Genomic DNA, 23908 nt, shown 5'->3' with positions numbered 1-23908 from the left:
TACGGTGGGGGTATGAGACCTGCCGGGACCGTCCCTGACCTCGACGCCGAGCGCCGCTTCCACGACCTGTGCCGCAGCGCCCTCACCGCCATGGTCGAGGGTGCCGACGAACAGGTCGTCATCGGTGAGAACGCCTCCGCGTCGGGCGCCGACGCCGAGGTGCTCGGGTACGAACTGCGCAGCCGGGCCAAGGGGCTCAAGGAACTGCCCCAGGCACCGTCGTTCTTCGGGCGGCTCGACTTCGGGCACGCCGGGGCCGGGGACCACGCCGGTCAGCGGTACTACATCGGGCGGCTGCGGATCAGTGATCACCCGGCCGTGCCGCCGCTCGTCGTGGACTGGCGGGCGCCGGTCTCGCGGGCGTTCTACCAGGCGAGCGCGAGCGATCCACAGGGTGTGGACGTGCGGCGCCGGTTCGGCTGGGCGCCCGGCAGCGTCGGCGACTCCGCCGATCTGACCGGCATGGAGGACGAGCGGCTCGGGGCGGGCGAGGCGGCCGGGGCCAGCCGGATCCTGGCCGGCGAGATCGAGCGGCCGCGCGTCGGGCCCATGCGCGACATCGCCGCCACCATCCAGCCCGAACAGGACGATCTCGTACGCGCCTCCGTCGGCACGTCGATCTGCGTGCAGGGCGCGCCCGGCACCGGCAAGACCGCCGTGGGGCTGCACCGGGCCGCGTACCTCCTCTACACGTTCCCGCAGCGCATCCAGCGCGGCGGCCTGCTGGTCCTCGGCCCCAACCGGACCTTCCTGTCGTACATCTCCGCAGTGCTGCCCGCCCTCGGCGAGAACGGGGTGCGGCAGTCCACCGTCGAGGACCTCGTGGCGCGCGGGGAGGTGCGGGGCAACGACGAGGAGGCCGCGGCCGTCGTCAAGCACGATCCGCGCATGGCGCGGGTGCTGCGGCGCGCGCTGTACGCGCGGGTGTCGGCGCGGGCCGTCACCGACTCGCTCGCCGTGAAGGACGAGGGGGCCTGGTGGCGGCTGCCGGCCGAGAACCTGGTGCGGATCGTCGAGCAGGTGCGGGAGGAGGACCTGCCGTACCTCGTGGGGCGCGAACGCGTCCGCAGCCGGGCCGTGCGGGCGCTCCAGGAGCAGGCGGAGCGGCGGGGCGGGACCGTGAACCGGGCCTGGCAGCAGCGGATGGAGCGGTCGCGGCCGATGCGGGCGTACGTGGACGCGGTGTGGCCCAAGGTGCGTGCGGAAGAGGTGTTGTACCGACTGCTGCTCGGAGGCGCGGAGTTGAGGGCGGCGGCGGACGGGGTGCTGGCGGGTGAGGAGCAGAAGGCGCTGGTGTGGGACAAGCCCGCGCGTTCGTACAAGTCCGCCCGGTGGTCCGCCGCCGATCTCGTCCTGCTCGACGAGATCGCGGGGCTGCTCGAACACCCCGAGGGGTACGGGCACATCGTCGTCGACGAGGCGCAGGACCTGTCACCGATGCAGGCCAGGGCCATCGCGCGGCGCGCCGTCTTCGGATCGCTCACCGTGCTCGGCGACCTGGCGCAGGGCACCACGCCCTGGGCCGCGCGGAGTTGGGGCGAGCTCCTCGCTCACCTGGGGAAACCTGAGGCGCGGGTGGTGCCGCTGACGACCGGGTTCCGGGTGCCGGCGGCGGTCCTCGCACCGGCCAACCGCGTCCTGGAGCTCATCGACGTCGACGTGCCCGCGGCGCGGTCGCTGCGGTCGGACGGTGAGCTGGTGGTGGAACGGGTGGCGGACGTGGTGAGCGGGGCCGTGGGGGCGGTGCGGCGGGCTCTCGCGTACGAGGGGTCCGTGGGGGTGATCGCGGCGGAGGGGGACGTCGAGCGGGTACGGGGCGCTCTGCGCGCGGCGGGGGTCGGTGTGGCGGGGGTGGAGGAGTTGGGGGCGCGGGTGACGGTGCTTTCGGCTCGGGTCGCCAAGGGGTTGGAGTACGACCACGTGGTGGTGGTGGAGCCCGTCGCCATCGTGGAGGGGGAGGTGGGGCGGGGGCTCGAGCGGTTGTACGTGGTGCTGACCCGGGCCGTGTCCCGCCTCGACGTGATCCACGCCCGCGATCTCCCGTTCCCCCCGTAACTCCGCCCGCCCGTCAGCCGACCGCGGGCAGGTGGGGCTTCTCGCGCAGTTCCCCGCGCCCCTAGAAGCACGGCTTCGCGCCGTGGCCGCGCCCGCCCGTTAGCCGACCGCGGGCAGGTGGGGCTTCTCGCGCAGTTCCCCGCGCCCCTGAAAGGCATGCGCTGCGCGCAGCCTTCCCCCGCCGGGGAGATGCCGCCCGAAGGGCGCGCATCTCGGGGGCGCGGGGAACTGCGCGAGAAGCCCCACCGGCCGTTGGTCGGCGACGAATGCCCGACTCGGCAGACGCGGTCGGTATCTTGCCCACCTACCCGCAGCCGAAGAACCGTTCGGTCAACCCCGTTGCCGCGCTCGCCGAACGCCCGCCGGCCCCGGCAGGGGCTCGCTCAGGTGGCCCTCTGCCAAGTGAGTCATCAGGCGCAGGAACGTCTCCCGGTCACCCGGAGGGAACGCCGCCAGGGCCTCCTCGTGGACCCGGTCCACGATCTCCTGGCTGCGCGCGGCCGTCCGCGCCCCCTCCTCCGTCACCGCGATGATCCGCGCCCGCCGGTCCGTGCTCGACGGCTGCCGCTCCGCGAGCCCCGCCTTCTCCAGGGCGTCGACCGTGACGACCATCGTCGTCTTGTCCATGTCGCCGATCTCGGCCAGTTGGTTCTGCGTGCGCTCCTCCTCCAGCGCGTGCACCAGCACGCAGTGCATCCGCGCCGTCAGCCCGATCTCGGCGAGCGCCGCGGCCATCCGGCTGCGCAGTACGTGGCTCGTGTGGTCCAGGAGGTACGAGAGGTCGGGCCTGGTCCGGGTGGGGGCGGGCGTCATGGCGGTCATGGGACCAGGGTAGTCCATAAGTCGTTCCGAGAGATATAGTATGCAACGAAACCATCTGCTACGGTCACTCCGTCGTCACCGCCCGGCAGGGGCGGTCGACCGACCCCGACCGAAGGGCTCCGCCATGTCCGCCACGCCCGCCACACCCGCACGGCCCGGAGGGCCCGCCCGCTCCCGCTGGCTCGCCCTCGGCGTCATCGCCGCCGGCACCCTCATGATCATTCTCGACGGCTCCATCGTCACCGTCGCGCTGCCCGCCATGCAGAGCGACCTCGACTTCACGCCGACCGGCCTGAGTTGGGTCGTGAACGCCTACCTCATCGCCTTCGGAAGCCTGCTGCTGCTCGCCGGCCGGCTCGGTGACCTGCTCGGCCGCAAGCGGATGTTCCTCGCGGGCACCGGCGTCTTCACCGCCGCGTCGCTGCTCGCCGGGCTCGCCGGCAGCCCGGCCGTGCTGCTCGCCGCACGTTTCCTACAGGGCGTCGGCAGCGCGATGGCCGCCGCCGTCGGACTCGGCATCCTCGTCACGCTCTTCACCGACCCGCGCGAACGAGCCCGAGCCATCGGCGTGTTCAGCTTCACCGGCGCCGCCGGCGCCTCGATCGGACAGGTCCTCGGCGGCGTCCTCACCGACGTCCTCGACTGGCACTGGATCTTCTTCATCAACCTGCCGATCGGCGCCGCCGTCCTCGCGCTCGCGCTCCCCGCGCTCCCCGCCGACCGCGGGCTCGGACTGCGCGCCGGGGCCGACGCCTGGGGCGCGCTGCTGATCACCGCCGGGCTGATGCTCGGCATCTACGGAGTCGTCAGCATCGAGGCGCACGGCGTGGGTTCGTGGCAGGCGGCCGGAACGATCGTGGCCGGGCTCGCCCTCGTCGCCGCGTTCGTCGTGCGGCAGGCCCGCGCCCGTACCCCGCTGATGCCGCTGCGCATCCTGCGCTCCCGCGCCGTCGTCGGCGCCAACGTCACCCAGATCCTCACCCTCGCCGCGATGTTCGCCTTCCAGGTGCTCGCCGCGCTCTACATGCAGCAGGTGCTCGGCTACGGGGCCCTGGAGACCGGCCTCGCGATGCTGCCCGCCGCCGTCATGATCGGCGCGGTCTCGCTCGGCGCCTCGGCCCGGCTCGCCGCCCGGTTCGGCGAGCGGCGGGTGCTGCTCGCCGGGCTCGTCCTGCTCGCCGGCGCCCTCGGCTATCTCGCCCGGGTGCCCGTGCAGGGCGCCTACGTGCCCGACCTGCTGCCCGTGATGCTGCTGGTGTCCGGCGGCGGGCTCGTGCTCCCCGCGCTCGCCGGACTCGGGATGTCCGCGGCGAGCGAGGAGGACGCGGGGCTCGCCTCCGGCCTGTTCAACACCACCCAGCAGATCGGCATGGCGCTCGGCGTCGCCGTCCTCTCGACGCTCGCCGCGTCCCGCGCCGACTCCCTCGCGGGCAGCGGGAGTTCACCGGCCGCCGCGCTCACCGGCGGCTACCGGCTGGCGTTCGCCGTCGGGTCCGGGCTGATCGGCGCCGCCTTCCTGGTCGCGCTGTTCGTGCTGCGCCGGCCCGCCGCACCGACTCCGCAGCCGACCCGTGAGGCGCCCGCCACCACCGTGACCGCGGCCTGACCCCCGTACCGCGGCCCGATCCCCGTACCGCGGACCACTCTCCCGAACCTCGACCGAAGGAGGCCGTCATGGCCGGTCCCGCACCCCGCTCCCTCAGCGAGCAGGAACTCCAACAGATTCTCAAGGAAGGGAAGTTCGGCGTGCTCGCCAGCGTGCGCGCCACCGGACACCCGCATCTGTCGACCGTCCTCTACCACTGGAGCCAGGGCGACCGCACCCTGCGGATCTCCACGACCGAGGACCGCCTCAAACCCCGCCAGTTCCGGGCCGATCCGCACGCCGCGCTGCACGTCCGGCGCGACGACTGGGCCTTCGCCGTCGCCGAGGGCGAGGCGGAGGTGACCGCGCCGACGGTCGAGGCGGGGGACGCGGTCGGGCGTGAACTGCTGGACATGGCGCGGGAGTTCGTCGACGAGGGCGCCGAGGACGCGTTCCTCGCCGAAGCCGTCGCCGAGCGGCGCGTCGTCATCCGGATCAAGGTGACGCGGCTCTACGGCACCGCGCTCGACGTCGCGTGACCGAGGTGGAGGCAGTGGAGGCGGTAGAGGCGGTAGAGGCGGTGGAGGCGGACGGCGAAGGAGAATCCGGTGGACCCTGGCCCGGTCCGGTTCCTACCCTGCCGGGCATGACCGCCCCGCACTCGCACCCGCACCCGCACCTGCACCTGCGCCCTGCAGGACCCGCCGACTCCGAGGCCGTCGCCCTGCTGCACGCGGACAGCTGGCGACGGCACTACCGGGGCGCGTACGCCGACGCGTTCCTCGACGGCGACGTCGTCGCCGACCGGCGGGCGGTGTGGACGGCGCGGCTCGGCGCGGATCCGGCGCACGGGGTGACCGTGCTCGCGGAGGACGCGGCCGGGCTCGTCGGCTTCGTGCACGTGGTGCTCGACCACGACGGGCGCTGGGGCAGCCTCGTCGACAACCTGCACGTCACGAACGACCGCAGGCGCGGCGGGACCGGCACCGTCCTGCTCGGCCGGGCCGCCGCGGCCGTCGCCGAACGGGCGGCGGGACCCGCCCTGTACCTGTGGGTGCAGGAGCAGAACGAGGCGGCCCGCCGCTTCTACCGCGCGATGGGCGGCACCGTCGTCGAGACCGCCCCGATCGAACCGCCGGGCGGAGTGCCGCAGTGGCTGAACGGGGCGCCGCGCAAGCTGCGCGTGGCGTGGCCCGACGTACGGTCGGTCGGCCGCTGAGCTCAGCTCTCCCGGGCGGTCGCCGGCTCCTCGCCCGCCTCGTCGACGAGCGCGTGGTCGAGCACCGCCGTACCGGACATGAGCGTCCCCGCCGTGCCGTACTCGGTGTTCCTGACGAGGTAGCTGCGGTCGCCGAGGAACGTCAGGTCCCGCTCGTCGAAGACCCACTCCGTACGGGTGCCGAACGTCGTGTCCTCGCGGGCGATCCCCACCCCGCGCCGGCCGGTCACGTCGCGCGCGCCGGGCGCCTTGGTGACGCCGGGGATGCGGGCCGCCGCCCGGTACAGCGCCGCGGCCGTCCGGGGCGGCATCACCTCGCCGACCGTGCCGCCGATCCAGTCGAAGACCGCCTGGTCGCGCTCCTCGCCCTTGGTCTTCGGCAGCTCGGCGTAGAGGTGGTCGAGGAGTGCGTCCGGGTCGGTGGGCAGGGACGCGAGCCAGTCGTACGTGGGGCGGTTGAAGCCGGCCGGGGTGCCGTCGGTGTCGCCGAGTTCGGCGTTGAGGGGGAGCGTCTCGCCGTCGGCCCTGGCGACCCCCAGCTTGTGCAGCGGGCCCGGCTGCTGCGAGATCCACGTCTCCCGCTCCTCCAGCGGGCCCACCACCGCCTTGCCGCTGGTCAGATCCGCCCCGCGGACCTTGGCCCGGGTGTAGGCGAACTGGTCGGCGCGGACGTGCAGTTCGGTGCCGCGGCCCGCCGCGTCGGAGATCTGGTCGAGGAGCGCCGCGGCCGGGCGCACGGCAGGGGTGGCCCGGCCGCCGGTTCCGGGGCCGGAGTCGGTTTCGGTGCCGGTGAGGGCGATGCCGGTGGCGAGGATCCCGCCCAGGGCGAGGGCCGCGGCCGGGACCAGGAGGGCCGGGCGCAGGAAGGCGGGCCCGCGGCGGGCGGGGCGCGGGCGGGCGGGGCGTCCGGTGGCGGGCCGGTCGCTGTCGATGCGTCGCATCAGCTGTTCCTTGTGGTGGAGGTGGCGCTCGTGGGGGAGGCCGGACCGGTCGGGGGCCGGCAGCAGCCGGGCGATCTCCTCGACGTCGGTGTCGTGCTCGGTCATGCCGTCTCCTCCCGCACGGGCAGGGCCGCGATCGCGGTCCCACCGGTCATCTCTCCGCGAGCGGTGCGCGGTTCCGTCGGGCGCGCACCACTGCCGCCGGGCGCCGCCGCTCCCGTATCCGCCGCCTCCGCGTCCGCCGCCCCCGTATCCGTCGTTCCCGTATCCGTCGCCCCCGCGTCCGCCGCCTCGCTCGCCAGTCGGGCGAGCTTCGCGCGGGCGCGCGACAGCCGCGACCGCACGGTGCCGACGGGGACGCCGAGCGCCTCCGCGGTCTGCTGGTAGTCGAGCCCCGACCACACGCACAGCGTCAGCACTTCCCGCTCGTGCCGTCGGAGCCGGTCCAGCGCGCCCTGCACGGCCCGCAGCCGCCGGGCGTCGTCGAGGCGCGCGGCGACCTCGGGCGCGAAGTCCGCGACCACGGGCTGCTGCCGCTGCCGGGCGAGGAACGCGTGGCGGCGGCGCAGCCCCCGCCGGACGTTCTCCGCCTTGTGCGTGGCGATCCCCAGCAGCCAGGGCAGCAGGGATCCCCCTTCCTCGTGCAGTCGTTCCCGTCCCCGCCAGGCCGCCAGGAAGCTCTCCGACATGACGTCCTCGGCCGTCGTCCGGTCGCCGGTGAGCCACAGGGCGTGCTGATGGACGGAGGCGGCGCACTGCTCGTACAGCTCGGCGAACGCCTCGCGCTCACCGGCGCGCACGCGCAGCCGCAGATCGTTCTCTGTGTCCCTCACAGCCATTACCTCTCCGCCGTCGTGGCGGAGTTCCTGTGACGTGCGCCATGGTCGTGGGCCGAACGGCTCGACCCGTCGTCGCTACGCGTCGAGGTTGGCGAGCAGCCGCAGGTTGTCCTCGTCGGTGCCGCCCGGTTCGGCGGTCAGGGTGAGCAGCTCCTGGCCCGAGCCGTCGGGCAGCACGAAGCGCTCCTGGTGCAGGGTGATCTCGCCGATCATCGGGTGCCGGAAGCGCTTCGGCCCGTGGCTGCGCACGCCGACGTCGGCCGCGCCCCACAGTTCGCTGAACCGGCGGCTGCCGATGGACAGTTCACCGATGAGCGCGGCCAGCTCCGGATCGCCGGCGAACTCACCCGCCGCGTGCCGCAGGTGGGACACGGTGTCGGCCCTGCACGCGTCCAGGTCGACGTAGACGTGTCCGCGCCCGCCGTCCAGGAAGACCGCCCGGGCCAGATTGCGCTCGGCCGCCGGCACCCTGTCCAGGTCCCCGTAGAGCAGCCCGGCGGGCCGGTTGTACGCCACCACGTCCATCCGGTGGTTGAGGACCAGCGCGGGGAACGCGTGCAGGGCGGCGAGCACCTGGCGCAGCTGGGGCCGGATCTCGGTGGGGTAGTGGGACGGCGGCGGCCGGTGGTGGCGCAGCCGGGCCAGCCGGTGCAGATGGCCGCGCGCCGCGTCGTCGAGCCGCAGCGCCCGCGACAGCGCGTCGAGGACCTGCTCCGACGGCTGGGTGGCCCGCCCCTGTTCGAGGCGCGTGTAGTAGTCGACGCTCACCCCGGCCAGCTGCGCCAGCTCCTCGCGGCGCAGCCCGGGCACCCGGCGGCGGGCGCCGACGGTGACGCCGACCGAGGCCGGCTCCACCCGCGCCCGGCGGGACTGCAGGAAGGCGCCGAGGTCACCGAGATCGTCCATGCCCCCAGTATGCGGACCGGCCGGCCGCGCGGGCAGCGGCGAAGGGGGCCCTGCCAGACCCAGGAACCGGGATCCGGTGGACACCCCGGTCTCTGGTTCCGGCCGGGGCGCGGACCCAGGATCGGCGGCATGAACGTACTCATCGTCCACGCGCACCCCGACCCGAACTCGCTGACCGGTTCCCTCAAGGACGTCGCCGTGCGGACGCTGCGCGACCAGGGCCACGAGGTCGTGGTCAGCGACCTGTACGCCATGAAGTGGAAGTCGGAGGCCGACTACGGCGACTTCGACGGCATCACGGGACCGGACTTCATGCGCGCCTCCGGCGCGGCGTACACCTCCGACCGGCTCGGCGCGGACATCCGCGCCGAGCAGCGCAAGCTCAGGGACGCCGACCTGGTGATCCTGCACTATCCGCTCTGGTGGTTCACGATGCCGGCGATCCTCAAGGGCTGGATCGACCGGGTGTTCACCTTCGACTTCGCCTACGGGCCCGGGGTGCCGCGCTACGGCGCCGGGCCGTTCGCCGGGAAGCGCGCCATGGTGGTCACCACCACGGGCGGCCGGGGCAGCAACTACACCGGGCGCGGTGTGAACGGGTCCATCGAGGACCTGCTGTTCCCCCTCAACCACGGGGTGCTGTGGTTCACCGGGTTCGACGTGCTGGAGCCGTTCGTCGCCCACCGGGCCGTCGACCTGACCGCGGAACGCTTCGCCGGACTGGCCGACGCGTACCGGGACCGCCTGACCGGCATCGCCACGGCCGAGCCGATCCCGTACCGGCCGGAGCGCGGCGGCGACTACGACGACACGCTCCAGCTGAAGCCGGGCCACGGGACCGACGCCGCGCCGGGGTTCGGGCTGCACACCCGGTGACGCCATGGGAATTCCCTGTACCGCGTGGTTCCCGTTCCCTCGGTGTACGGATCTCCCTGCGGGCAACCCGGTGGTGCCGCACGGGATTCCCGGAGCGGGCCGCGCGCCCGCCACGTGGCCTGGAACACTTTTGCAAGCAGTTGCTTGCAAAAGTTAGCGCGGGTGCGGCACCATCGGTACATGGCATCGCTCAACGTCGGAAGCCTCGGCGAGTACCTGCGCGAGCAGCGTCGCACCGCGCAGCTGTCGCTTCGGCAGCTCGCCGACGCGGCCGGGGTGTCCAATCCGTATCTGAGTCAGATCGAGCGCGGGCTGCGCAAGCCGAGCGCGGAGGTGCTGCAGCAGGTCGCCAAGGCGCTGCGGATCTCCGCCGAGACGCTGTACGTGCGCGCCGGGATCCTCGACGCGGAGCGGGAGCGGGACGAGGTGGAGACCCGTGCGGTGATCCTCGCCGACCCCTCGCTCAACGAGCGCCAGAAGCAAGTCCTGTTGCAGATCTACGAGTCCTTCCGCAAGGAGAACGGGACCGGGACCGACAAGACAGCCGAAGAGGCCGGTGGCGATGCCGAGCCCTCAAGCAGCAGTTGATGTGATCCGGGAGGACCACGCCATGGCCATCAAGGACGACCTGCGCAAGACCCTCAGCGACCCGACCCCGCTCTACTTCGCCGCCGGCACCGCCGAGTTGGCGTTCCAGCAGGCCAAGAAGGTGCCGGGGCTCGTCGAGCAGCTGCGGGCCGAGGCGCCCGCGCGCTTCGAGGCCGTACGCGACACCGACCCCAAGGACGTCCAGGAGAAGGCGACCGCTCGCGCGAAGGAGGCCCAGGCCACCATCGCGGCGAAGGTGAACGAGTTCGTCGCCGTCCTCGACTCCGATCTGAAGAAGTTCGGCGAGACCGCCCAGGACCTCGCGCTGCGCGGCGTCGGCCTGGCCGCCGAGGCCGCCGTGAAGGCGCGCGAGACCTACGAGAAGGTCGCCGAGCACGGCGAGGAGGCCGTGAAGCACTGGCGCGGCGAGGCCGCCGAGGAGATCACCGAGATCGCCGTGGCCGTCGAGCCGGAGCCGCAGGACAAGAGCACGCAGGGCGCTGAGGGCGCGGAGGGCACTGCGGCCGCCGCCGAGACGTCCGCGCCCGCGAAGAAGGCCGCCGCCAAGAAGCCCGCCGCCAAGAAGACGACGGCGAAGAAGACGAGCCCCGGCTCCACGCCGCCCGCCAAGTAGGCCGGGCGGAGACGGTGCGATGACGAGCCGGGCACTTGTGGAGTGTCCGGCTCGTTGGGCGGGTACGGTGACCGCAGTCCGTCCGGCCGGTCCGGGCCGTTAGGGAAAGTCGATTCTGGTGGTGGCGTTGTGCTGATGCAGGGGTTCGCCAATCTCATGTGGCTGCTGAGCATGGCGTTGATCGTCTTCAGCGGCTTCGCCTTCATCGACGCGGCGATCCGCCGCGAGGACGCCTACCGCGCGGCCGACAAGAAGACCAAGCCGTTCTGGCTGATCATCCTCGGCATCGCCTTCGTCGTGAACCTGCTGTTCCCGATCCTGTCGTTCCTGCCGATCATCGGGCTCGTCGCGACCATCGTGTACATGGTGGACGTGCGGCCCGCCGTCCGGCAGATCACCGGCGGCGGGGGCCGCAGGGGCGGTTCCAGCAGCGACGGCCCGTACGGGCCGTACAACGGCGGGCGCTGACCCGGCCCCGGCCCGGTCCCCTCCCGGGCCGCGTCAGCGGTCCACGTGCCGGTCCAGGAGCAGGACCGCGACGTCGTCCGTCAGGTCGCCGCCGTTCAGGTCGCGGACCTCGTTCATGGCCGCCTCCAGGAGTTCCTCGCCGCCCAGCCCCTGATCGCGCTGGCGGCGGATCAGCTCCACCATGCCTTCCTGGCCGAGGCGCTGGTTGCCCTGGCCGATCCGGCCCTCGATCAGGCCGTCCGTGTAGAGCATCAGGCTCCACGACGCGCCCAACTCCACCTGCATCCGCGGCCATCGGGCCCGCGGCAGCAGTCCGAGGGCCGGCCCGCTGTTCTCGTACGGGAGCAGCGTCGCGGCCCGGCCGGGGCTGCTGATCAGCGGGGACGGGTGGCCCGCCAGGCACAGGCCGGCGCGGCGGCCGTCCGGCGAGATGTCCACCGTGCACAGCGTCGCGAAGATCTCGTCGTCGGACCGCTCGTGCTCCAGGACCTGCTGGAGCGTGCTGAGCAGCTCGTCGCCGCACAGCCCCGCGAACGTCAACGCACGCCAGGCGATGCGCAGTTGCACCCCGAGCGCCGCGGCGTCCGGGCCGTGCCCGCAGACGTCGCCGATCATCGCGTGGACCGTGCCGTCGGGGGTGCGCACCGTGTCGTAGAAGTCGCCGCCGAGCAGGGCCCGGGAGCGGCCGGGGCGGTAGCTCGCCGCGAAGCGCAGCGGGGAACCGTCGAGCAGCGGCGTCGGCAGCAGACCACGCTCCAGGCGGACGTTCTCCTGGGCGCGGATGCGGGACTCGGTCAGCTTGCGCTGGGCCACGTCGGCGCGCTTGCGCTCCACGGCGTAGCGGACGGCGCGGCCGAGTAGGCGCGCGTCCAGCTCGTCCCGGAGCAGGTAGTCCTGGGCGCCCACGCGCACCGCCTCGGCGCCGCGCTCGGCGTCGCCGGACGTGGTCAGGGCCAGGACGGCGTGCCGGGGCGCGAGCCGCAGCACGTGCCGGAGGGTCTCCAGCTCGTCCTCGTCGGCCTTGGCGCGGGGCAGCGCGAGGTCCAGCAGGATGCAGTTGACGTCGTCGGTGAGCAGCCGCTCGGCCTCGGTGAGGTTGCGGGCGGTGCGCACGCGGACGGGCTTGCCGGCGGCGTCGGGCATCTCCGGGACGCTGAGGGACCCGGCCGGGTCGTCCTCGATCACCAGGAGCGTCAGGCCGGTGGACGGGCCGGCGGTGCCGCTGCCGGTGTCGTCCTGGCCATCGTGCCGGGCGTCGTGCCTGTCGTCGAGCCGGTTGTCGTGGTGCTCGTCGCTGGTGCCGGCGCTGTCCGTGGTGTCGGTCCTGTCCGTCCTGTCGAAGTGGTCGGTGCGGTCGGTGGTCCCGGTCGTGTCGTGGGCTGTCTTCTGCCTGGGCAGACCGGCCGACAGTGGAGTCGCTGGCGTCGGCGCAGCGTGAGCCTGACCACCTTCCACGGCCGGGATCGCTCTCTGCCGCGGTACGGGTACGGGCATCGCTTGGGTTTCCTTCCCTCCCCCCGAGGGCGCGGTGGGACGAAGGTCCTCGAACCACCGACGGGGACCTTAGCGGTACCCGAGGCTCGAACGGAATGGCGAGCGGCAAACCGCCAGTGTCATATGCCGCAACCGGTACCGGAATTGGGCAGGTTGCGGGCGTCGGCGGGCTCCGGCGGGATGACGAACATCACGCCGGGGCGCCGGAACCGCAGCCGCCCGGGTGCGCCCCGTCACGTGGTGCAGGTCACCGCGGCTGCCCTGCCGACCCGGCTCACGCGTCGGGCCGGACCACTCCGAGGATCGCCATGGAACCGGCACCCGCGACCGTCACCGACCGCCCCGGCCGCGGGGCGTGGATGATCGCGCCGTCCCCGACGTACATCCCGACATGGGAGGCGTCGTCGTGGTAAATGATCAGGTCGCCGGGGCGTATGTCCTTGATGTCGATGCGCTTCAGCCGCTTCCACTGCTCCTGCGACGTCCGCGGGATCGGCCGGCCGGCCGCCGCCCACGCCTGTGAGGTGAGCCCCGAGCAGTCGTAGGACTTCGGGCCCTCGGCGCCCCACACGTACGGCTTGCCTATCTGGGCGGTGGCGAACCGGACGGCCGCCTTGCCGGCCTTCGTCGCCCTGCCGTTGATCTCCTTGAGGACGCCCGAGGAGAGCCAGGCCGTCTGCGCCTTCTGCTCGGCCTCCTCCTCCAGCTTGCGCAGTCGCTCGCGCTCTTCCTTCTCCAGCCGGCTCTCGATCTTCTGCGCGGCCTTGATCTGCTTCTCGATCTTCTTCTGCGCGGCGGCCTTCTTCTTGCGGCCCTCCTCCAGCTCCTTCCACTTGGCGGAGGCGTCCGCCGCGTAGTCGGCGAGGTCCTTCTGGGTCCTGGTCAGCTGGGACACGAGGTTCTTCGTGGCCTGCTGGCCCTGGTAGGCCCGGCCCGCGTTGTCGAGGAACTGCTGGGGGTCGCCGGAGAGCATGAACTGGGCCTCGCGCGGGATGCCGCCGGTGCGGTACTGCTCGCGGGCCGCCGCGCCCGCGTTCTTCTCCAGGCGCTCCAGGCGCTGCTGGCCCGCGGCGATCTTCTGCGCGAGGTGCACGATCTCGACGGACTGCTTGTCGGCCTTCTCCTCCGCCGCGTTGTACGCGTCCGTGGCGACCGCCGCGTCGTGGTACAGCCCGTCGATCTTCGCGCGGACGGCCTCAAGGTCCTTGGTGCCGCCGGGCGTTGCCGGCGTCCCGGACGGCCCGGAGGGGGAGGGCGGGGGAGTCGGTGCCGCGTACGCCGCACCCGGCGCCGTCAGGACGGTCAGGGCGCAGACCAGCGCCACGGCCGCCATCGTCGTCGTACTCCGCTTGCTCATCCGCTCCGCCCCCACAGCCGAGACAACCAAGGACCCGAATCTGATTTACCGTCAGTAACTTGCGTGCGCTCCGGGGATGGTGCCACGAGCGCGCCAAATACGACAGACCCCGCACGGTGTGACGAACGGAGCGCGGAGATCGTTCCCTCGGATTCGCTCAGGCCCCGCGAGGCGCCAACGCCCCCCACGCCACGGTCACTTCGCCCTGCCGCCACCGGCCGGGCCCGTCCACCACCGGCCAGTGCGCCGTCAGGTCCCGCACCGCCCGGATCCAGCGCTGCCGCGCGCCGTACGAGGCGTAGGGCGCGGCCGCCGCCCAGGCCCGGTCGAAGTCGCGCAGGAACGCGTGCACCGGCTCGCCCGGCACGTTGCGGTGGATCAGCGCCTTGGGCAGCCGCTCGGCCAGGTCGGACGGGGTGTGCAGGGAGCCGAGCCGGGTCGCGAACGTCACCGTCCGCGGTCCTTCGGGGCCGAGCGCGACCCAGACGTGCCGCCGCCCGATCTCGTCACAGGTGCCCTCCACCAGGAGCCCGTCGGGCGCCAGCCGCCCGCACAGCAGCTCCCACACCGCGGCGACCTGCTCCTCGTCGTACTGGCGCAGCACGTTCGCGGCGCGGATCAGCGTCGGCGCGGTCTCCAGGGGCAGCTCGAAGCCGCCGTGCCGGAAGGTGAGCCCGTCCCGCTCGTACGGCTTCGCGGCCGCGACCCGGGCCGGCTCGATCTCGATGCCGACCACGCGCGCGTGCGGCGCGGCCCCGCGCAGCCGGGCCAGCAGCTCCACGGCGGTCCAGGGCGCCGCTCCGTAGCCGAGGTCGACGGCCACCGGGTCCGCGGCGCGGCGCAGGGCGGCGCCGTGCGCGCCCGCGATCCAGCGGTCCATGCGGCGCAGCCGGTTGGGGTTGGTGGTGCCGCGCGTCACGGTTCCCACGGGGCGGGACGGGGAACGCGGGCTCATGGCTACGAGGGTATGCGCTGCGCGGGGAGGGCTTTGGTTGAGCCCTTTACGGTAATGATTCGGCAAAGTGGAAATGGAGGGGAGCGCTCCGGCGTTGCCGCCCTTGGACGAGGGCCTCTGCCCTCGCTGAGCCGTGCCCGCAGCACCCGCAGTAAGCCCGACCGAGGAGGGCCCGCCACGTGAGCCAGTACGTGACCAGGTTCCGCCGTTCCGGGGCGGCTCCGGCCCGGCTGAGGTTCCCCGGGGCGCAGCGCAGGCCCCGCAGGGTGGCGATGCTCAGCGTGCACACCTCGCCGCTGCACCAGCCCGGCACGGGCGACGCGGGCGGCATGAACGTCTACATCGTGGAGCTGGCCAGGCGCCTGGCCTCGATCAACGTCGAGGTGGAGATCTTCACGCGGGCCACCACCGGCGGGCTGCCGCCGGAGGTCGAGCTCGCGCCCGGCGTCCTCGTGCGGCACGTGGACGCGGGCCCCTACGAGGGCCTGGCCAAGGAGGACCTCCCCGCCCAGCTGTGCGCCTTCACGCACGGCGTCATGCAGGCGTGGGCGGGCCACCGGCCCGGCTACTACGACCTGGTCCACTCGCACTACTGGCTCTCCGGGCACGTCGGCTGGCTGGCCGCCGAGCGCTGGGGCGTCCCGCTCGTGCACGCCATGCACACCATGGCCAAGGTCAAGAACGCCTCGCTCGCCGAGGGCGACACCCCGGAGCCGGCCGCCCGCGTCATCGGCGAGACCCAGATCGTGCGCGCCGCCGACCGCCTCATCGCCAACACGGCGGAGGAGGCCGACGAGCTCGTCCGGCACTACGAGGCCGAGCCCGGCAAGGTCGCCGTCGTGCACCCCGGGGTCAACTTGGAGCGCTTCACGCCCGGCGACGGGCGGGCCGCCGCGCGCGCCCGCCTCGGGCTGCCGCAGGACGCGCTGATACCGCTTTTCGCGGGCCGCATCCAGCCGCTCAAGGCGCCGGACATCCTGCTCAAGGCCGTCGCCGTGCTGCTCGACGAGCGGCCCGAGCTGCGCTCGCGCATCCTCGTGCCGGTGGTCGGCGGTCCCAGCGGCAGCGGCCTAGCCAAGCCCGCCGCGCTGCAGAAGCTCGCCGCCCAGCTGGGCATCTCGGACGTCGTGCGGTTCCACCCGCCGGTCGGCCAGGACCAGCTCGCCGACTGGTTCCGGGCCGCGTCCCTGCTGGTGATGCCGTCCTACAGCGAGTCGTTCGGCCTGGTGGCCATAGAGGCACAGGCCGCGGGCACCCCGGTCCTCGCCGCCGCCGTGGGCGGCCTGCCCGTGGCGGTGCGCGACGAGGAGACCGGCTTCCTGGTCGACGGCCACGAGCCGGCCCGCTACGCGCGCGTGCTGCGCGAGTTCGCCGACCACCCCCACCTGGTGGACGGCATGGGCGCCGCGGCCGCCCGGCACGCCCAGTCCTTCGGCTGGGGCACGGCCGCGTCCGCCACGGCCGACGTCTACACCGCCGCCATGCAGGAACACCGCCGTCACGTACCCTCGCACCATGGCTGACCACCCGAAAGCTGCGGAGACCGTCGAGGCGGTGCTCAAGGACGCCGAGCTGGAGTGGGAGAGCCCGGAGCCGGGCTCGTACGTCGTGAAGCTGCCCGGCACCCGCAAGCTCTCGACGACGCTCTCGCTGCGCGTCGGGAAGCACAGCCTGTCCCTGAACGCCTTCGTGATCCGCCACCCGGACGAGAACGAGGCGGGGGTGCACCGCTGGCTCCTGGAGCGCAATCTCCGTCTGTACGGGGTGAGTTACGCGGTCGACCAGCTCGGTGACGTCTACCTCGCCGGAAAGCTCCCGCTCGCCGCCGTCACGCCCGACGAGCTCGACCGCCTCCTCGGCTCGGTCCTGGAGGCCGCCGACGGCGCCTTCAACACGCTCCTCGAACTCGGCTTCGCGAGCGCGATCCGCAAGGAGTACGAGTGGCGGGTGGCGCGCGGCGAGTCCACGCGCAATCTCGACGCGTTCACACATCTGACCCAGCGTCCCGCCAAGTAGCGCTGCCCTCCCGCTAGTTCACCGCCCGTTCCCTGCCGCGCGACCCCTTCCGCACCCGGGGTCTCCGTGGCATGCTCGCGCCCGGCACTCACGTGAACGTCGTTCATATATCTGTACGTCGGTGAAGGGTGGCAGCGGTGCGGGACCTCAGTAGGCGCGGTGTGTTGGGCGGGGCGGTCGCCGTGGCGGCGGCCGCGGTGACGGGCGTCGGGACGGGCGCCGCGGGCGCGAGCGCGGGCCAAGTGCCGGACATCTGGCGCGAGTTCGCCAAGAACCCGTTCGCCCACCCGCAGATCCCCTACGTCGGCCGGGCCGGCTACCGCACGGGCCGCCGCACCCTCGACCGCCCCGGCCGCGTCCTGCGGGCCGAGTCCTACGGCGCGGTCGCCGACGGCACGACCGACTGCGCCCCCGCGATCAACCGTGCCCTCGCCGCCGCCGGAAGGGCCGGCGGGGGCACGGTGCTCCTCGGCGCGGGCACCTACCGGATCGACGACCTGATCCACATCGGGCACGACGACGTGGTCCTCAAGGGCGCCGGCAGCGCCCGCACCAAGCTCTACGCGACCAGGAACCTCACCGAACTGATCGGCGTCTACGGCTCCCGCTACGGCGGCGACAAGTCGTCCTGGTCCTGGGCGGGCGGCCTGATCTGGCTCTGCCCCGAGGACCGCTTCCGCACCCTCACCGACGCGATCCGCGCCAAGGACTGGCCGTTCGAGGGCTGGACCGGCAACAAGCGCGACGCGTGGCAGACCCTGACGACCGTCGACGCGGCCCGCCAGGGCTCCTGGTCGGTCACCGTCGCCGACGCGTCCCGGCTGCGCAAGGGTGACCTGGTCCTGCTCCGCCTCGCCGACGACGCGGACCACACGCTCCTGGAGCACATGGCGGGCGGCGGCCCGGGCCCCGAGGCGTACTACTGGGACGACAAGACCAAGCTCACCTCGTACGTCCCCTACGAATGGCCGGTGCGCATCGCCTCCGTCCAGGGGTACCGGGTCACCTTCGAGCGCCCGCTCCCGCTGGACGTGCGCCCGGAGTGGGACCCGCGCCTCACCACGCACGTGACGGCGCTGACCGGCGCGGGAGTGGCGGGCCTCACCCTGGAGGCCGTCGAGACGCCGCAGGCGCAGCACCTCCTCGACAAGGGCTACAACGGCGTCACCCTGCAGTGCACGTACGACTGCTGGGTCGACGACGTCACGGTGTGGAACGTCGACAACGGCTTCGGCCTCGTCGCCGCCTCCGCCTCGACGCTGCGCCGCACCACGGTCGGCGGCCGCGGCGAGCACCACCCGTACTTCTGCCGCGAGGGCTCGCACGACAACCTGATCGAGGACTTCGCGATCCGGCAGCGCACGGTCCCGGCCCCCTCCGGCACCCAGCTGCACGGCATTAACGTGGAGGGCCTGTCCTCGTACAACGTCTGGTCGCGCGGCGCGATGCAGATGGGCACCTTCGACTCGCACCGCGGCATGCCGTTCGCCAATGTCCGCACCGACATCACGGTGAACAACAACGGCAGGCACGGCGGCGACGCGTCGGCCGGGCCGCTCTTCGGCGCGCGCTTCACCCACTGGAACATCAGGGTCACCAACGAGCGCGCGGGTCTGATGCGGATCGACGGCCTCGCGCCGTGGAGCGCGACGGTCGGCGTCAACACGGTCCGGGAGTTCGACCAGACCGACGTGCCCGACTTCACCGGCGCGCTCAACTCCCGCCTGGAGCTGTACGGGACGACGGACGCGGTGCGCCCGCGCAACCTCTACGACGCCCAACGGGACGTCTGGGGACGGCCGGTCAGCCGAGCGCGACCATCCGCACCACGGTCACGGTGAGCACGGACCCGGAGACGTAGTAGAGGACTATCGCCCCGCCGACGGTCGCCTCGCGCCGGTCGCGCTCACCGGCCACCGAGCTGGAGCCGTGTCCGTACGGATCGTGGGCGAGGGTGCGGGCCATCTCGGCGCGGAACGCGTCCGGGTTCACCATCTTGGCGAGGGTGTCGTCGGCGGGCGGGGCGTAGGCGATTCGGCAGGGGCTGCGCCTGCGGCGACGGCTCAAGCCGGGCCCCGCCTCTCCGCCTCGTCGCGGGCGAGCCGGGCGAGGATCGCGTCGGCCTCCGGGTCGGGGACGGACTCCAGCATCCAGTGCCGCATGACGGCGTGGATCTCGTCGACTCCGGCCGCGTTGATGGCCTTGTCGAACTCCGTGCGGCGCTTCGCCGGGAGCGCCGCACGGATCGCCGGAATGCTGTTGGGGACGTCGACCTCGACACCGCCCACCAGCGTTCTGGGCGGATCGTCGGTCCTCGGAACATCGGACATGTACGGACCCGTACCCGCCCGAAGGGCCCGTCACGCCGGGGCGTTCTCGGGCGCGGCGCCCGACTCCCGTACGAGGACGGCCTCCTGGACGGTTTCCTGGACGGTCTCAGGGACCGCCTCATGGACGGCGGTGGTCTCCTGCGGCAGCCCCCGCATCAGCACCCAGTACCCGAACGCGGTCACCGTGCCGAGCACGGCGCAGCCCGCCCACAGCCAGTCGGCGCCCGCCGAGTCGAGCACCCAGCCGCCGCCCAGCGGCGCGACGAGGGCGGCGGCCGACCACGACGTCGTGTACACGCCCTGGTAGCGGCCGCGCCCCTCGGCGGGCGCGAGCCGGGCGACGAGGCCGGACTGGGTGGGCGCGTTGACCATCTCGCCCAGCGTCCACACCACGACGGTCAGCGCGTACGCGGCCAGCGACCCGGCGAACGCGGTGAGCGCGAAGCCGTACCCGACGAGCAGCGACGAGACGGTCAGCAGCCGGCCCGGGTCCCGCCGCTCGATGTACCGGGTCAGCGGGATCTGCAGCGCGACGATCACGACGCCGTTCACGGCGGCGACCAGCCCCACGTCCGAACTGGAGAACCCGTTCTCGCCCATGACGATGGGCAGCCCCACCGAGCTCTGCGTGAAGACGACGGCGACCAGGAACGAGAGCCCCACCATGAGCATGAACCGGCCGTCGCGCAGCACGGTGCCCATCGTGACGGTGGCCGCCCCGGCGACCTTCGGGCCCGGTTCGGGCCGCGACTCCTTCACCTTCACGAAGACGACGAGCGCGCAGGCCAGCGTCATCGCGGCCTCGACGAGGAAGCCGAAGGTGTAGCTCTGCGCGACGAGGAACCCGGCGTAGACGGAGGAGACCGCGAACCCCAGGTTGATCGCCCAGTAGTTGAGCGAGAACGCCCGCACCCGGTCGTGCGGGGGCACGATGTCGGCCATCATCGCCTGGATCGCGGGCCGCGACGCGTTCGAGGCGAGGCCCAGCGCGAAGCCGGTGGCGGCGATGGCGACGGGGTCGCGCACGAAGGCGAGGACGGCGACGGTCGCGGCGGTGGCGAGCTGCGCGCCCAGCAGGGTGGGCCGCCGCCCGAGCCGGTCGGCGAGCACCCCGCCGAGCATCGAGGCGATGACGCCGCCGAGCCCGATGAGCGAGGCGACGAGACCGGCGTACGCGGCGGAGAAGCCCCGCGCGGCGGTCAGGTACAGCGCGAGGAACGTGAGGACGAACCCGCCGAGCCGGTTCACGAGGGTGCTGGTCCACAGCCACCAGAACTCGCGGGGGAGCCCGGCGACGGACTCCCTGGCGGCACGTCTGAGCGAGGCGACTGACATGGGTGCATCCCCCGGGGGCTGTGTAAGTGGTGCGGCAGGTTTACGTAACTTACGACCCGGGTTAACGCGCGCGCCAATCAGTTGACGGCCACCGTCAATCGGCGGGGAGCAGACCGGTCGATTAGGCTCGGCCCCATGGCCGACGCACCGTACAAGCTGATCCTCCTCCGCCACGGCGAGAGCGAATGGAACGCGAAGAACCTGTTCACCGGCTGGGTGGACGTCAACCTGAACGAGAAGGGCGAGAAGGAGGCGGTCCGCGGCGGTGAGCTGCTCAAGGACGCCGGCCTGCTCCCCGACGTGGTCCACACGTCGCTCCAGAAGCGCGCGATCCGCACGGCGCAGCTCGCGCTGGAGTCGGCCGACCGCCACTGGATCCCGGTCCACCGCAGCTGGCGCCTGAACGAGCGTCACTACGGTGCCCTCCAGGGCAAGGACAAGGCGCAGACCCTGGCCGAGTTCGGCGAGGAGCAGTTCATGCTCTGGCGCCGCTCGTACGACACCCCGCCGCCGGCGCTCGACCGCGACGCCGAGTACTCGCAGTTCGAGGACCCCCGCTACGCGACGCTCCCGCCGGAGCTGCGCCCGCAGACGGAGTGCCTCAAGGACGTCGTCGTCCGCATGCTCCCGTACTGGTTCGACGGCATCGTCCCCGACCTCCTGACGGGCAGGACGGTCCTGGTCGCGGCCCACGGCAACAGCCTGCGCGCCCTGGTCAAGCACCTGGACGGCATCTCCGACGCCGACATCGCGGGCCTGAACATCCCGACGGGCATCCCGCTCTCCTACGAGCTGGACACCGACTTCAAGCCGCTGAACCCGGGCGGCACGTACCTGGACCCGGACGCGGCCGCGGCGGCGATCGAGGCGGTCAAGAACCAGGGCAAGAAGAAGTAGCTTTCGTGATCATGCCTCCCACCTGCGCAGACCGCGCGGATGGGGGGCATTTTCGCGTCCCGGGCCCCTCCCGCCGCGAGGTCCGCACGCGGAGTGGCCCGGGTTTGTCTGCCGCCGGCAGAACACCGGCCGGACCGGGCCCCGCGCTCACTACGGTCGAGACGCATGACGACGATCACGACGAAGGCGACGATCACGACGCGGACGGTCGCGTACCCGGCCGACGGTCTGACGATGCTCGGGCACCTCGCGCTCCCGGCCGGTGGAGGCCGTCGGCCCGCGGTGCTGGTCGGGCCCGAGGGCACGGGGCTCAGCGACGTCGAGCGCGGCCGGGCCGATGCCCTCGCCGAGCTGGGATACGTGGCGCTGGCCTTCGACCTCCACGGCGGACGCTACTTGGACGACCCGGAGGAGATGCTGGCCCGTTGCCTGCCGCTGCTCGCCGATCCCGACCGGATGCGGGGCATCGGCCGTGCCGCGCTCGACGTGCTGCGCACCGAACCGCGGACCGACCCCGACCGGATCGCCGCCGTCGGCTACGGCACCGGCGGCGCCATCGGGCTGGAACTCGGGCGTGACGGCGCCGGCCTGCGCGCGATCGGCACGGTCAACGCACTGACCACGGGCCGGCCGGGCGAGGCGGCGCACATCCGCTGCCCCGTGTGGGCCGGGGTCGGCTCGGAGGACCCGATCATGGCGCCCGCGCAACGGGACGCGTTCACCGCCGAGATGCAGGCCGCGGGCGTCGACTGGCGCCTCACGGTCTACGGCGGCGCCCTGCACGCCTTCCACCACCCGCCGGTCGACCACCCCACGGTCCCCGGCGTCGGCCACCACCCACGGCACGCACGGCGAGCCTGGCGCGACGTCGTCGACCTGCTCGCCGAGTGCCTGCCCGTGACGGAGGACCCGGGGGCGTGACCCGGCAGGCCGTCACCCGGGGGTGACCCGCGCCGCGATCTCCCGGGCGCACGCCTGCGCGTCACCCCGCGCCGAGTCGACGACCAGGTCGTACGTCACGCCCTCGTGCACCAGTTCCGCCTGCTTCGCGGCCATCCCGGCGACCCGGTCGCCGCGGGCGGCCTCCCGCTCCGCCGCCACCGCCGCGTCGCAGCGCACCCCGACCCACAGCACGTCCAGGCCGTGCAGCGCCTTGAGCCACTCCGCCTGCGAGCCCGCGCCGCCCAGGAACACCTCGTCCACGACGACCCGCGCCCCGGCCCGCGCCATCGCCGCGACCCCCGCGATCCACGCCGCCTCCACCACCCGGAAGGCCGGCCCCACGGTCACCGACCCGTCCGCCCCGAACTCGATGTCCGCGCCGGACGCCGGCATCGCGTCCACGAACGTGTCGGTGCCGAGGGTCAGCCAGATGTCCGGGAGCAGCGTCTGCAGGGAGCGCGCGATGCTCGTCTTGCCGGAGCTGGAGCCGCCGTTGAGGACGATCACGTCAGTCATCGCGCCACCGTAAGTCAACTCGCGCGCTCATGTGCGCCGTTGATGCGCCCACCCCACTGGGCATGCAATGGGGGAGACCTCCGTTCAGGGAGGCCCCGTCGAGGAGGGAACCATGGCTGCCGAGTCCCCCAGGCCCGACCAGACACCCGAAGCATCCGTCGAAGTGAGCCGTCCCGTCCCGGAGTTGGTGCTGCTCGGAGCCTGCGGCTGCGGCTCGGGCTGCGGCTGCGGCTGCCAGTCGGGCGCGCCCTGCCAGTGCGGCGGCTGCTGCGGCTGACGCACGACGGGGGCCCCGCACACCTCACGGTGTGCGGGGCCCCGCGCGTTGGACGGGAGGGGGTCAGGCCCCCTCGGCGGCGTTGGCCGCGGCCTGCACGTCGTCCGCGTGCTCGCCCGTCACCAGGTACACGACGCGCTTGGCGACGGCGACGGCGTGGTCGGCGTACCGCTCGTAGTAGCGGCCGAGCAGCGTCACGTCGACGGCCGTCTCGATGCCGTGCTTCCACTTCTCGTCCATCAGGTGCTGGAAGAGCGTGCGGTGCAGCAGGTCCATCTCGTCGTCGTCCTGCTCCAGCTGCATCGCCAGATCGACGTCCTTGGTGATGATGACCTCGGCCGCCTTCGCCATCAGGCGCTGGGCGAGCTGGCCCATCTCCAGGATGGTGGCGTGCAGGTCGTGCGGCACGGCCCGCTCGGGGAAGCGGAGGCGGGCCAGCTTGGCCACGTGCTGGGCCAGGTCGCCGCTGCGCTCCAGATCGGCGCTCATCCGCAGCGACGTGACCACGATCCGCAGATCGGTCGCCACGGGCTGCTGCCGCGCCAGCAGGGCTATGGCCCGCGCCTCCAGCTCGTGCTGGAGATCGTCCACCTTCTGGTCGGCCGCGATCACCGACTCGGCGAGCTTCAGATCGGCGTCGAGCATGGCCGTGGTGGCGCGCCCGATCGCCGACCCGACAAGGCGGGCCATCTCGACCAGGCCCTCGCCGATCGAGTCAAGTTCCTCGTGGTACGCGTCACGCATACGACGTGCCCTCTCTCAGATGCTGTCCGTGGGACCGGGTCAGCCCCACGGTCCCACGTTCGGCCCCGTACGCGTCCGGATCCGGCACCTCAAATGAACCACCCCCGTACCC

At 73.0% G+C, this 23908-nt stretch carries 25 protein-coding genes; 13 read left to right on the top strand and 12 right to left on the bottom strand.

Annotation, left to right across the window (positions count from 1 at the left end; genetic code table 11):
• The first annotated feature begins 12 nt into the window (after positions 1–12).
• Positions 13–2055, top strand: coding sequence for an AAA family ATPase (locus RBJ77_RS04475; RefSeq protein ID WP_372343787.1), 2043 nt, complete (start codon positions 13–15; stop codon positions 2053–2055).
• A gap of 330 nt (positions 2056–2385) precedes the next feature.
• On the opposite strand, the gene RBJ77_RS04470 is transcribed toward RBJ77_RS04475, so the two are convergent.
• Positions 2386–2877 (bottom strand): MarR family winged helix-turn-helix transcriptional regulator, encoded by a 492-nt coding sequence (locus RBJ77_RS04470; protein WP_372343786.1) that lies wholly within the window; start codon positions 2875–2877, stop codon positions 2386–2388.
• Between the two features lie 124 nt (positions 2878–3001).
• On the opposite strand from RBJ77_RS04470, the gene RBJ77_RS04465 reads away from it, so the two are divergent.
• From RBJ77_RS04465 to RBJ77_RS04455, 3 genes are all read left to right on the top strand, one after another.
• Positions 3002–4483, top strand: a complete 1482-nt coding sequence (locus RBJ77_RS04465; protein WP_372343785.1) for an MFS transporter — start codon at positions 3002–3004, stop codon at positions 4481–4483.
• 68 nt (positions 4484–4551) lie between these two features.
• A complete protein-coding gene (locus RBJ77_RS04460; protein ID WP_372343784.1) occupies positions 4552–5001 on the top strand; it encodes a TIGR03618 family F420-dependent PPOX class oxidoreductase in 450 nt (149 codons plus the stop codon).
• A gap of 107 nt (positions 5002–5108) precedes the next feature.
• Complete coding sequence (locus tag RBJ77_RS04455) at positions 5109–5681, top strand: N-acetyltransferase family protein (RefSeq protein ID WP_372343783.1); 573 nt, start codon at positions 5109–5111, stop codon at positions 5679–5681.
• 2 nt (positions 5682–5683) lie between these two features.
• Here the strand turns inward: RBJ77_RS04455 and RBJ77_RS04450 are convergent, their stop codons facing one another.
• The 3 genes from RBJ77_RS04450 to RBJ77_RS04440 all read right to left on the bottom strand — a co-directional run bounded on the left by RBJ77_RS04450 (position 5684) and on the right by RBJ77_RS04440 (position 8367).
• Positions 5684–6727, bottom strand: coding sequence for a CU044_5270 family protein (locus RBJ77_RS04450; RefSeq protein ID WP_372343782.1), 1044 nt, complete (start codon positions 6725–6727; stop codon positions 5684–5686).
• Positions 6724–7461 (bottom strand): RNA polymerase sigma factor, encoded by a 738-nt coding sequence (locus RBJ77_RS04445; protein WP_372343781.1) that lies wholly within the window; start codon positions 7459–7461, stop codon positions 6724–6726. Before RBJ77_RS04445 ends, RBJ77_RS04450 begins: the two co-directional genes overlap by 4 nt.
• 75 nt (positions 7462–7536) lie before the next feature.
• Positions 7537–8367, bottom strand: coding sequence for a helix-turn-helix transcriptional regulator (locus RBJ77_RS04440; protein WP_372343780.1), 831 nt, complete (start codon positions 8365–8367; stop codon positions 7537–7539).
• 129 nt (positions 8368–8496) lie between these two features.
• Here RBJ77_RS04440 and RBJ77_RS04435 point away from each other — a divergent pair, with 129 nt between their 5' ends.
• The 4 genes from RBJ77_RS04435 to RBJ77_RS04420 all read left to right on the top strand — a co-directional run bounded on the left by RBJ77_RS04435 (position 8497) and on the right by RBJ77_RS04420 (position 10933).
• Positions 8497–9243 (top strand): NAD(P)H-dependent oxidoreductase, encoded by a 747-nt coding sequence (locus tag RBJ77_RS04435; RefSeq protein ID WP_372343779.1) that lies wholly within the window; start codon positions 8497–8499, stop codon positions 9241–9243.
• Positions 9244–9423: 180 nt separating this feature from the next.
• Positions 9424–9831 (top strand): helix-turn-helix domain-containing protein, encoded by a 408-nt coding sequence (locus tag RBJ77_RS04430; protein ID WP_255975210.1) that lies wholly within the window; start codon positions 9424–9426, stop codon positions 9829–9831.
• A 22-nt stretch (positions 9832–9853) separates the two neighbouring features.
• Positions 9854–10465 (top strand): hypothetical protein, encoded by a 612-nt coding sequence (locus tag RBJ77_RS04425; protein WP_372343778.1) that lies wholly within the window; start codon positions 9854–9856, stop codon positions 10463–10465.
• Between the two features lie 135 nt (positions 10466–10600).
• On the top strand, positions 10601–10933 hold the full coding sequence (locus RBJ77_RS04420) for a DUF2516 family protein (protein ID WP_255975243.1): 333 nt from the start codon (positions 10601–10603) through the stop codon (positions 10931–10933).
• A gap of 33 nt (positions 10934–10966) precedes the next feature.
• Here RBJ77_RS04420 and RBJ77_RS04415 read toward each other — a convergent pair whose 3' ends face one another.
• The 3 genes from RBJ77_RS04415 to RBJ77_RS04405 all read right to left on the bottom strand — a co-directional run bounded on the left by RBJ77_RS04415 (position 10967) and on the right by RBJ77_RS04405 (position 14739).
• Entirely contained in the window at positions 10967–12427 is a 1461-nt protein-coding gene (locus RBJ77_RS04415) for a PP2C family protein-serine/threonine phosphatase (RefSeq protein ID WP_372343777.1), read from the bottom strand.
• A gap of 274 nt (positions 12428–12701) precedes the next feature.
• Positions 12702–13784: an NlpC/P60 family protein gene (locus RBJ77_RS04410; protein WP_372343776.1), complete on the bottom strand. Its 1083-nt coding sequence runs from the start codon at positions 13782–13784 to the stop codon at positions 12702–12704.
• A gap of 157 nt (positions 13785–13941) precedes the next feature.
• Entirely contained in the window at positions 13942–14739 is a 798-nt protein-coding gene (locus tag RBJ77_RS04405; RefSeq protein ID WP_372343775.1) for a class I SAM-dependent methyltransferase, read from the bottom strand.
• Between the two features lie 179 nt (positions 14740–14918).
• On the opposite strand from RBJ77_RS04405, the gene mshA reads away from it, so the two are divergent.
• The 3 genes from mshA to RBJ77_RS04390 all read left to right on the top strand — a co-directional run bounded on the left by mshA (position 14919) and on the right by RBJ77_RS04390 (position 18596).
• Complete coding sequence (gene mshA / locus RBJ77_RS04400) at positions 14919–16262, top strand: D-inositol-3-phosphate glycosyltransferase (protein WP_372343774.1); 1344 nt, start codon at positions 14919–14921, stop codon at positions 16260–16262.
• Complete coding sequence (locus tag RBJ77_RS04395; protein ID WP_372343773.1) at positions 16255–16755, top strand: YbjN domain-containing protein; 501 nt, start codon at positions 16255–16257, stop codon at positions 16753–16755. Before mshA ends, RBJ77_RS04395 begins: the two co-directional genes overlap by 8 nt.
• 137 nt (positions 16756–16892) lie before the next feature.
• Entirely contained in the window at positions 16893–18596 is a 1704-nt protein-coding gene (locus RBJ77_RS04390) for a glycosyl hydrolase family 28-related protein (protein ID WP_372343772.1), read from the top strand.
• Here RBJ77_RS04390 and RBJ77_RS04385 read toward each other — a convergent pair.
• The 3 genes from RBJ77_RS04385 to RBJ77_RS04375 form a co-directional block, all read right to left on the bottom strand.
• Positions 18559–18750: a hypothetical protein gene (locus RBJ77_RS04385; RefSeq protein ID WP_255975218.1), complete on the bottom strand. Its 192-nt coding sequence runs from the start codon at positions 18748–18750 to the stop codon at positions 18559–18561. The genes RBJ77_RS04390 and RBJ77_RS04385 overlap by 38 nt on opposite strands.
• A 68-nt stretch (positions 18751–18818) precedes the next feature.
• Positions 18819–19085 (bottom strand): hypothetical protein, encoded by a 267-nt coding sequence (locus RBJ77_RS04380; RefSeq protein ID WP_255975219.1) that lies wholly within the window; start codon positions 19083–19085, stop codon positions 18819–18821.
• Positions 19086–19115: 30 nt separating this feature from the next.
• On the bottom strand, positions 19116–20420 hold the full coding sequence (locus tag RBJ77_RS04375; RefSeq protein ID WP_372343771.1) for an MDR family MFS transporter: 1305 nt from the start codon (positions 20418–20420) through the stop codon (positions 19116–19118).
• A gap of 135 nt (positions 20421–20555) precedes the next feature.
• Here RBJ77_RS04375 and RBJ77_RS04370 point away from each other — a divergent pair, with 135 nt between their 5' ends.
• Together RBJ77_RS04370 and RBJ77_RS04365 are read left to right on the top strand one after the other, a co-directional pair.
• Entirely contained in the window at positions 20556–21317 is a 762-nt protein-coding gene (locus RBJ77_RS04370; RefSeq protein ID WP_372343770.1) for a phosphoglyceromutase, read from the top strand.
• Positions 21318–21482: 165 nt separating this feature from the next.
• Entirely contained in the window at positions 21483–22238 is a 756-nt protein-coding gene (locus tag RBJ77_RS04365) for a dienelactone hydrolase family protein (RefSeq protein WP_372343769.1), read from the top strand.
• A gap of 12 nt (positions 22239–22250) precedes the next feature.
• Here the strand turns inward: RBJ77_RS04365 and cpt are convergent, their stop codons facing one another.
• Positions 22251–22775 (bottom strand): chloramphenicol phosphotransferase CPT, encoded by a 525-nt coding sequence (gene cpt / locus RBJ77_RS04360; protein ID WP_372343768.1) that lies wholly within the window; start codon positions 22773–22775, stop codon positions 22251–22253.
• Positions 22776–23115: 340 nt separating this feature from the next.
• Positions 23116–23796: a phosphate signaling complex protein PhoU gene (gene phoU, locus RBJ77_RS04355; protein ID WP_255975225.1), complete on the bottom strand. Its 681-nt coding sequence runs from the start codon at positions 23794–23796 to the stop codon at positions 23116–23118.
• Positions 23797–23908: the final 112 nt, after the last annotated feature.

This window comes from Streptomyces sp. KL116D (assembly GCF_030766975.1).
GTDB classification, from domain to species: Bacteria; Actinomycetota; Actinomycetes; order Streptomycetales; family Streptomycetaceae; genus Streptomyces; species Streptomyces longispororuber_A.
The sequence above is the reverse complement of the archived record's forward strand: the minus strand, read 5'-3'. Positions and strand labels throughout refer to the sequence as shown.

Coding starts and splice junctions, on each gene's coding strand:
- RBJ77_RS04395 (WP_372343773.1), top strand. CDS start 16,255: ATGGCTGACCACCCGAAAGCTGCGGAGACCGTCGAGGCGGTGCTCAAG.
- RBJ77_RS04435 (WP_372343779.1), top strand. CDS start 8,497: ATGAACGTACTCATCGTCCACGCGCACCCCGACCCGAACTCGCTGACC.
- RBJ77_RS04465 (WP_372343785.1), top strand. CDS start 3,002: ATGTCCGCCACGCCCGCCACACCCGCACGGCCCGGAGGGCCCGCCCGC.
- RBJ77_RS04450 (WP_372343782.1), bottom strand. CDS start 6,727: ATGACCGAGCACGACACCGACGTCGAGGAGATCGCCCGGCTGCTGCCG.
- RBJ77_RS04475 (WP_372343787.1), top strand. CDS start 13: ATGAGACCTGCCGGGACCGTCCCTGACCTCGACGCCGAGCGCCGCTTC.
- cpt (WP_372343768.1), bottom strand. CDS start 22,775: ATGACTGACGTGATCGTCCTCAACGGCGGCTCCAGCTCCGGCAAGACG.
- RBJ77_RS04385 (WP_255975218.1), bottom strand. CDS start 18,750: ATGGTGAACCCGGACGCGTTCCGCGCCGAGATGGCCCGCACCCTCGCC.
- RBJ77_RS04415 (WP_372343777.1), bottom strand. CDS start 12,427: ATGCCCGTACCCGTACCGCGGCAGAGAGCGATCCCGGCCGTGGAAGGT.
- RBJ77_RS04470 (WP_372343786.1), bottom strand. CDS start 2,877: ATGACCGCCATGACGCCCGCCCCCACCCGGACCAGGCCCGACCTCTCG.
- phoU (WP_255975225.1), bottom strand. CDS start 23,796: ATGCGTGACGCGTACCACGAGGAACTTGACTCGATCGGCGAGGGCCTG.
- RBJ77_RS04440 (WP_372343780.1), bottom strand. CDS start 8,367: ATGGACGATCTCGGTGACCTCGGCGCCTTCCTGCAGTCCCGCCGGGCG.
- RBJ77_RS04405 (WP_372343775.1), bottom strand. CDS start 14,739: ATGAGCCCGCGTTCCCCGTCCCGCCCCGTGGGAACCGTGACGCGCGGC.
- RBJ77_RS04455 (WP_372343783.1), top strand. CDS start 5,109: ATGACCGCCCCGCACTCGCACCCGCACCCGCACCTGCACCTGCGCCCT.
- RBJ77_RS04365 (WP_372343769.1), top strand. CDS start 21,483: ATGACGACGATCACGACGAAGGCGACGATCACGACGCGGACGGTCGCG.
- RBJ77_RS04430 (WP_255975210.1), top strand. CDS start 9,424: ATGGCATCGCTCAACGTCGGAAGCCTCGGCGAGTACCTGCGCGAGCAG.
- RBJ77_RS04410 (WP_372343776.1), bottom strand. CDS start 13,784: ATGAGCAAGCGGAGTACGACGACGATGGCGGCCGTGGCGCTGGTCTGC.
- RBJ77_RS04445 (WP_372343781.1), bottom strand. CDS start 7,461: ATGGCTGTGAGGGACACAGAGAACGATCTGCGGCTGCGCGTGCGCGCC.
- RBJ77_RS04420 (WP_255975243.1), top strand. CDS start 10,601: ATGCAGGGGTTCGCCAATCTCATGTGGCTGCTGAGCATGGCGTTGATC.
- RBJ77_RS04375 (WP_372343771.1), bottom strand. CDS start 20,420: ATGTCAGTCGCCTCGCTCAGACGTGCCGCCAGGGAGTCCGTCGCCGGG.
- RBJ77_RS04460 (WP_372343784.1), top strand. CDS start 4,552: ATGGCCGGTCCCGCACCCCGCTCCCTCAGCGAGCAGGAACTCCAACAG.
- RBJ77_RS04370 (WP_372343770.1), top strand. CDS start 20,556: ATGGCCGACGCACCGTACAAGCTGATCCTCCTCCGCCACGGCGAGAGC.
- RBJ77_RS04380 (WP_255975219.1), bottom strand. CDS start 19,085: ATGTCCGATGTTCCGAGGACCGACGATCCGCCCAGAACGCTGGTGGGC.
- RBJ77_RS04425 (WP_372343778.1), top strand. CDS start 9,854: ATGGCCATCAAGGACGACCTGCGCAAGACCCTCAGCGACCCGACCCCG.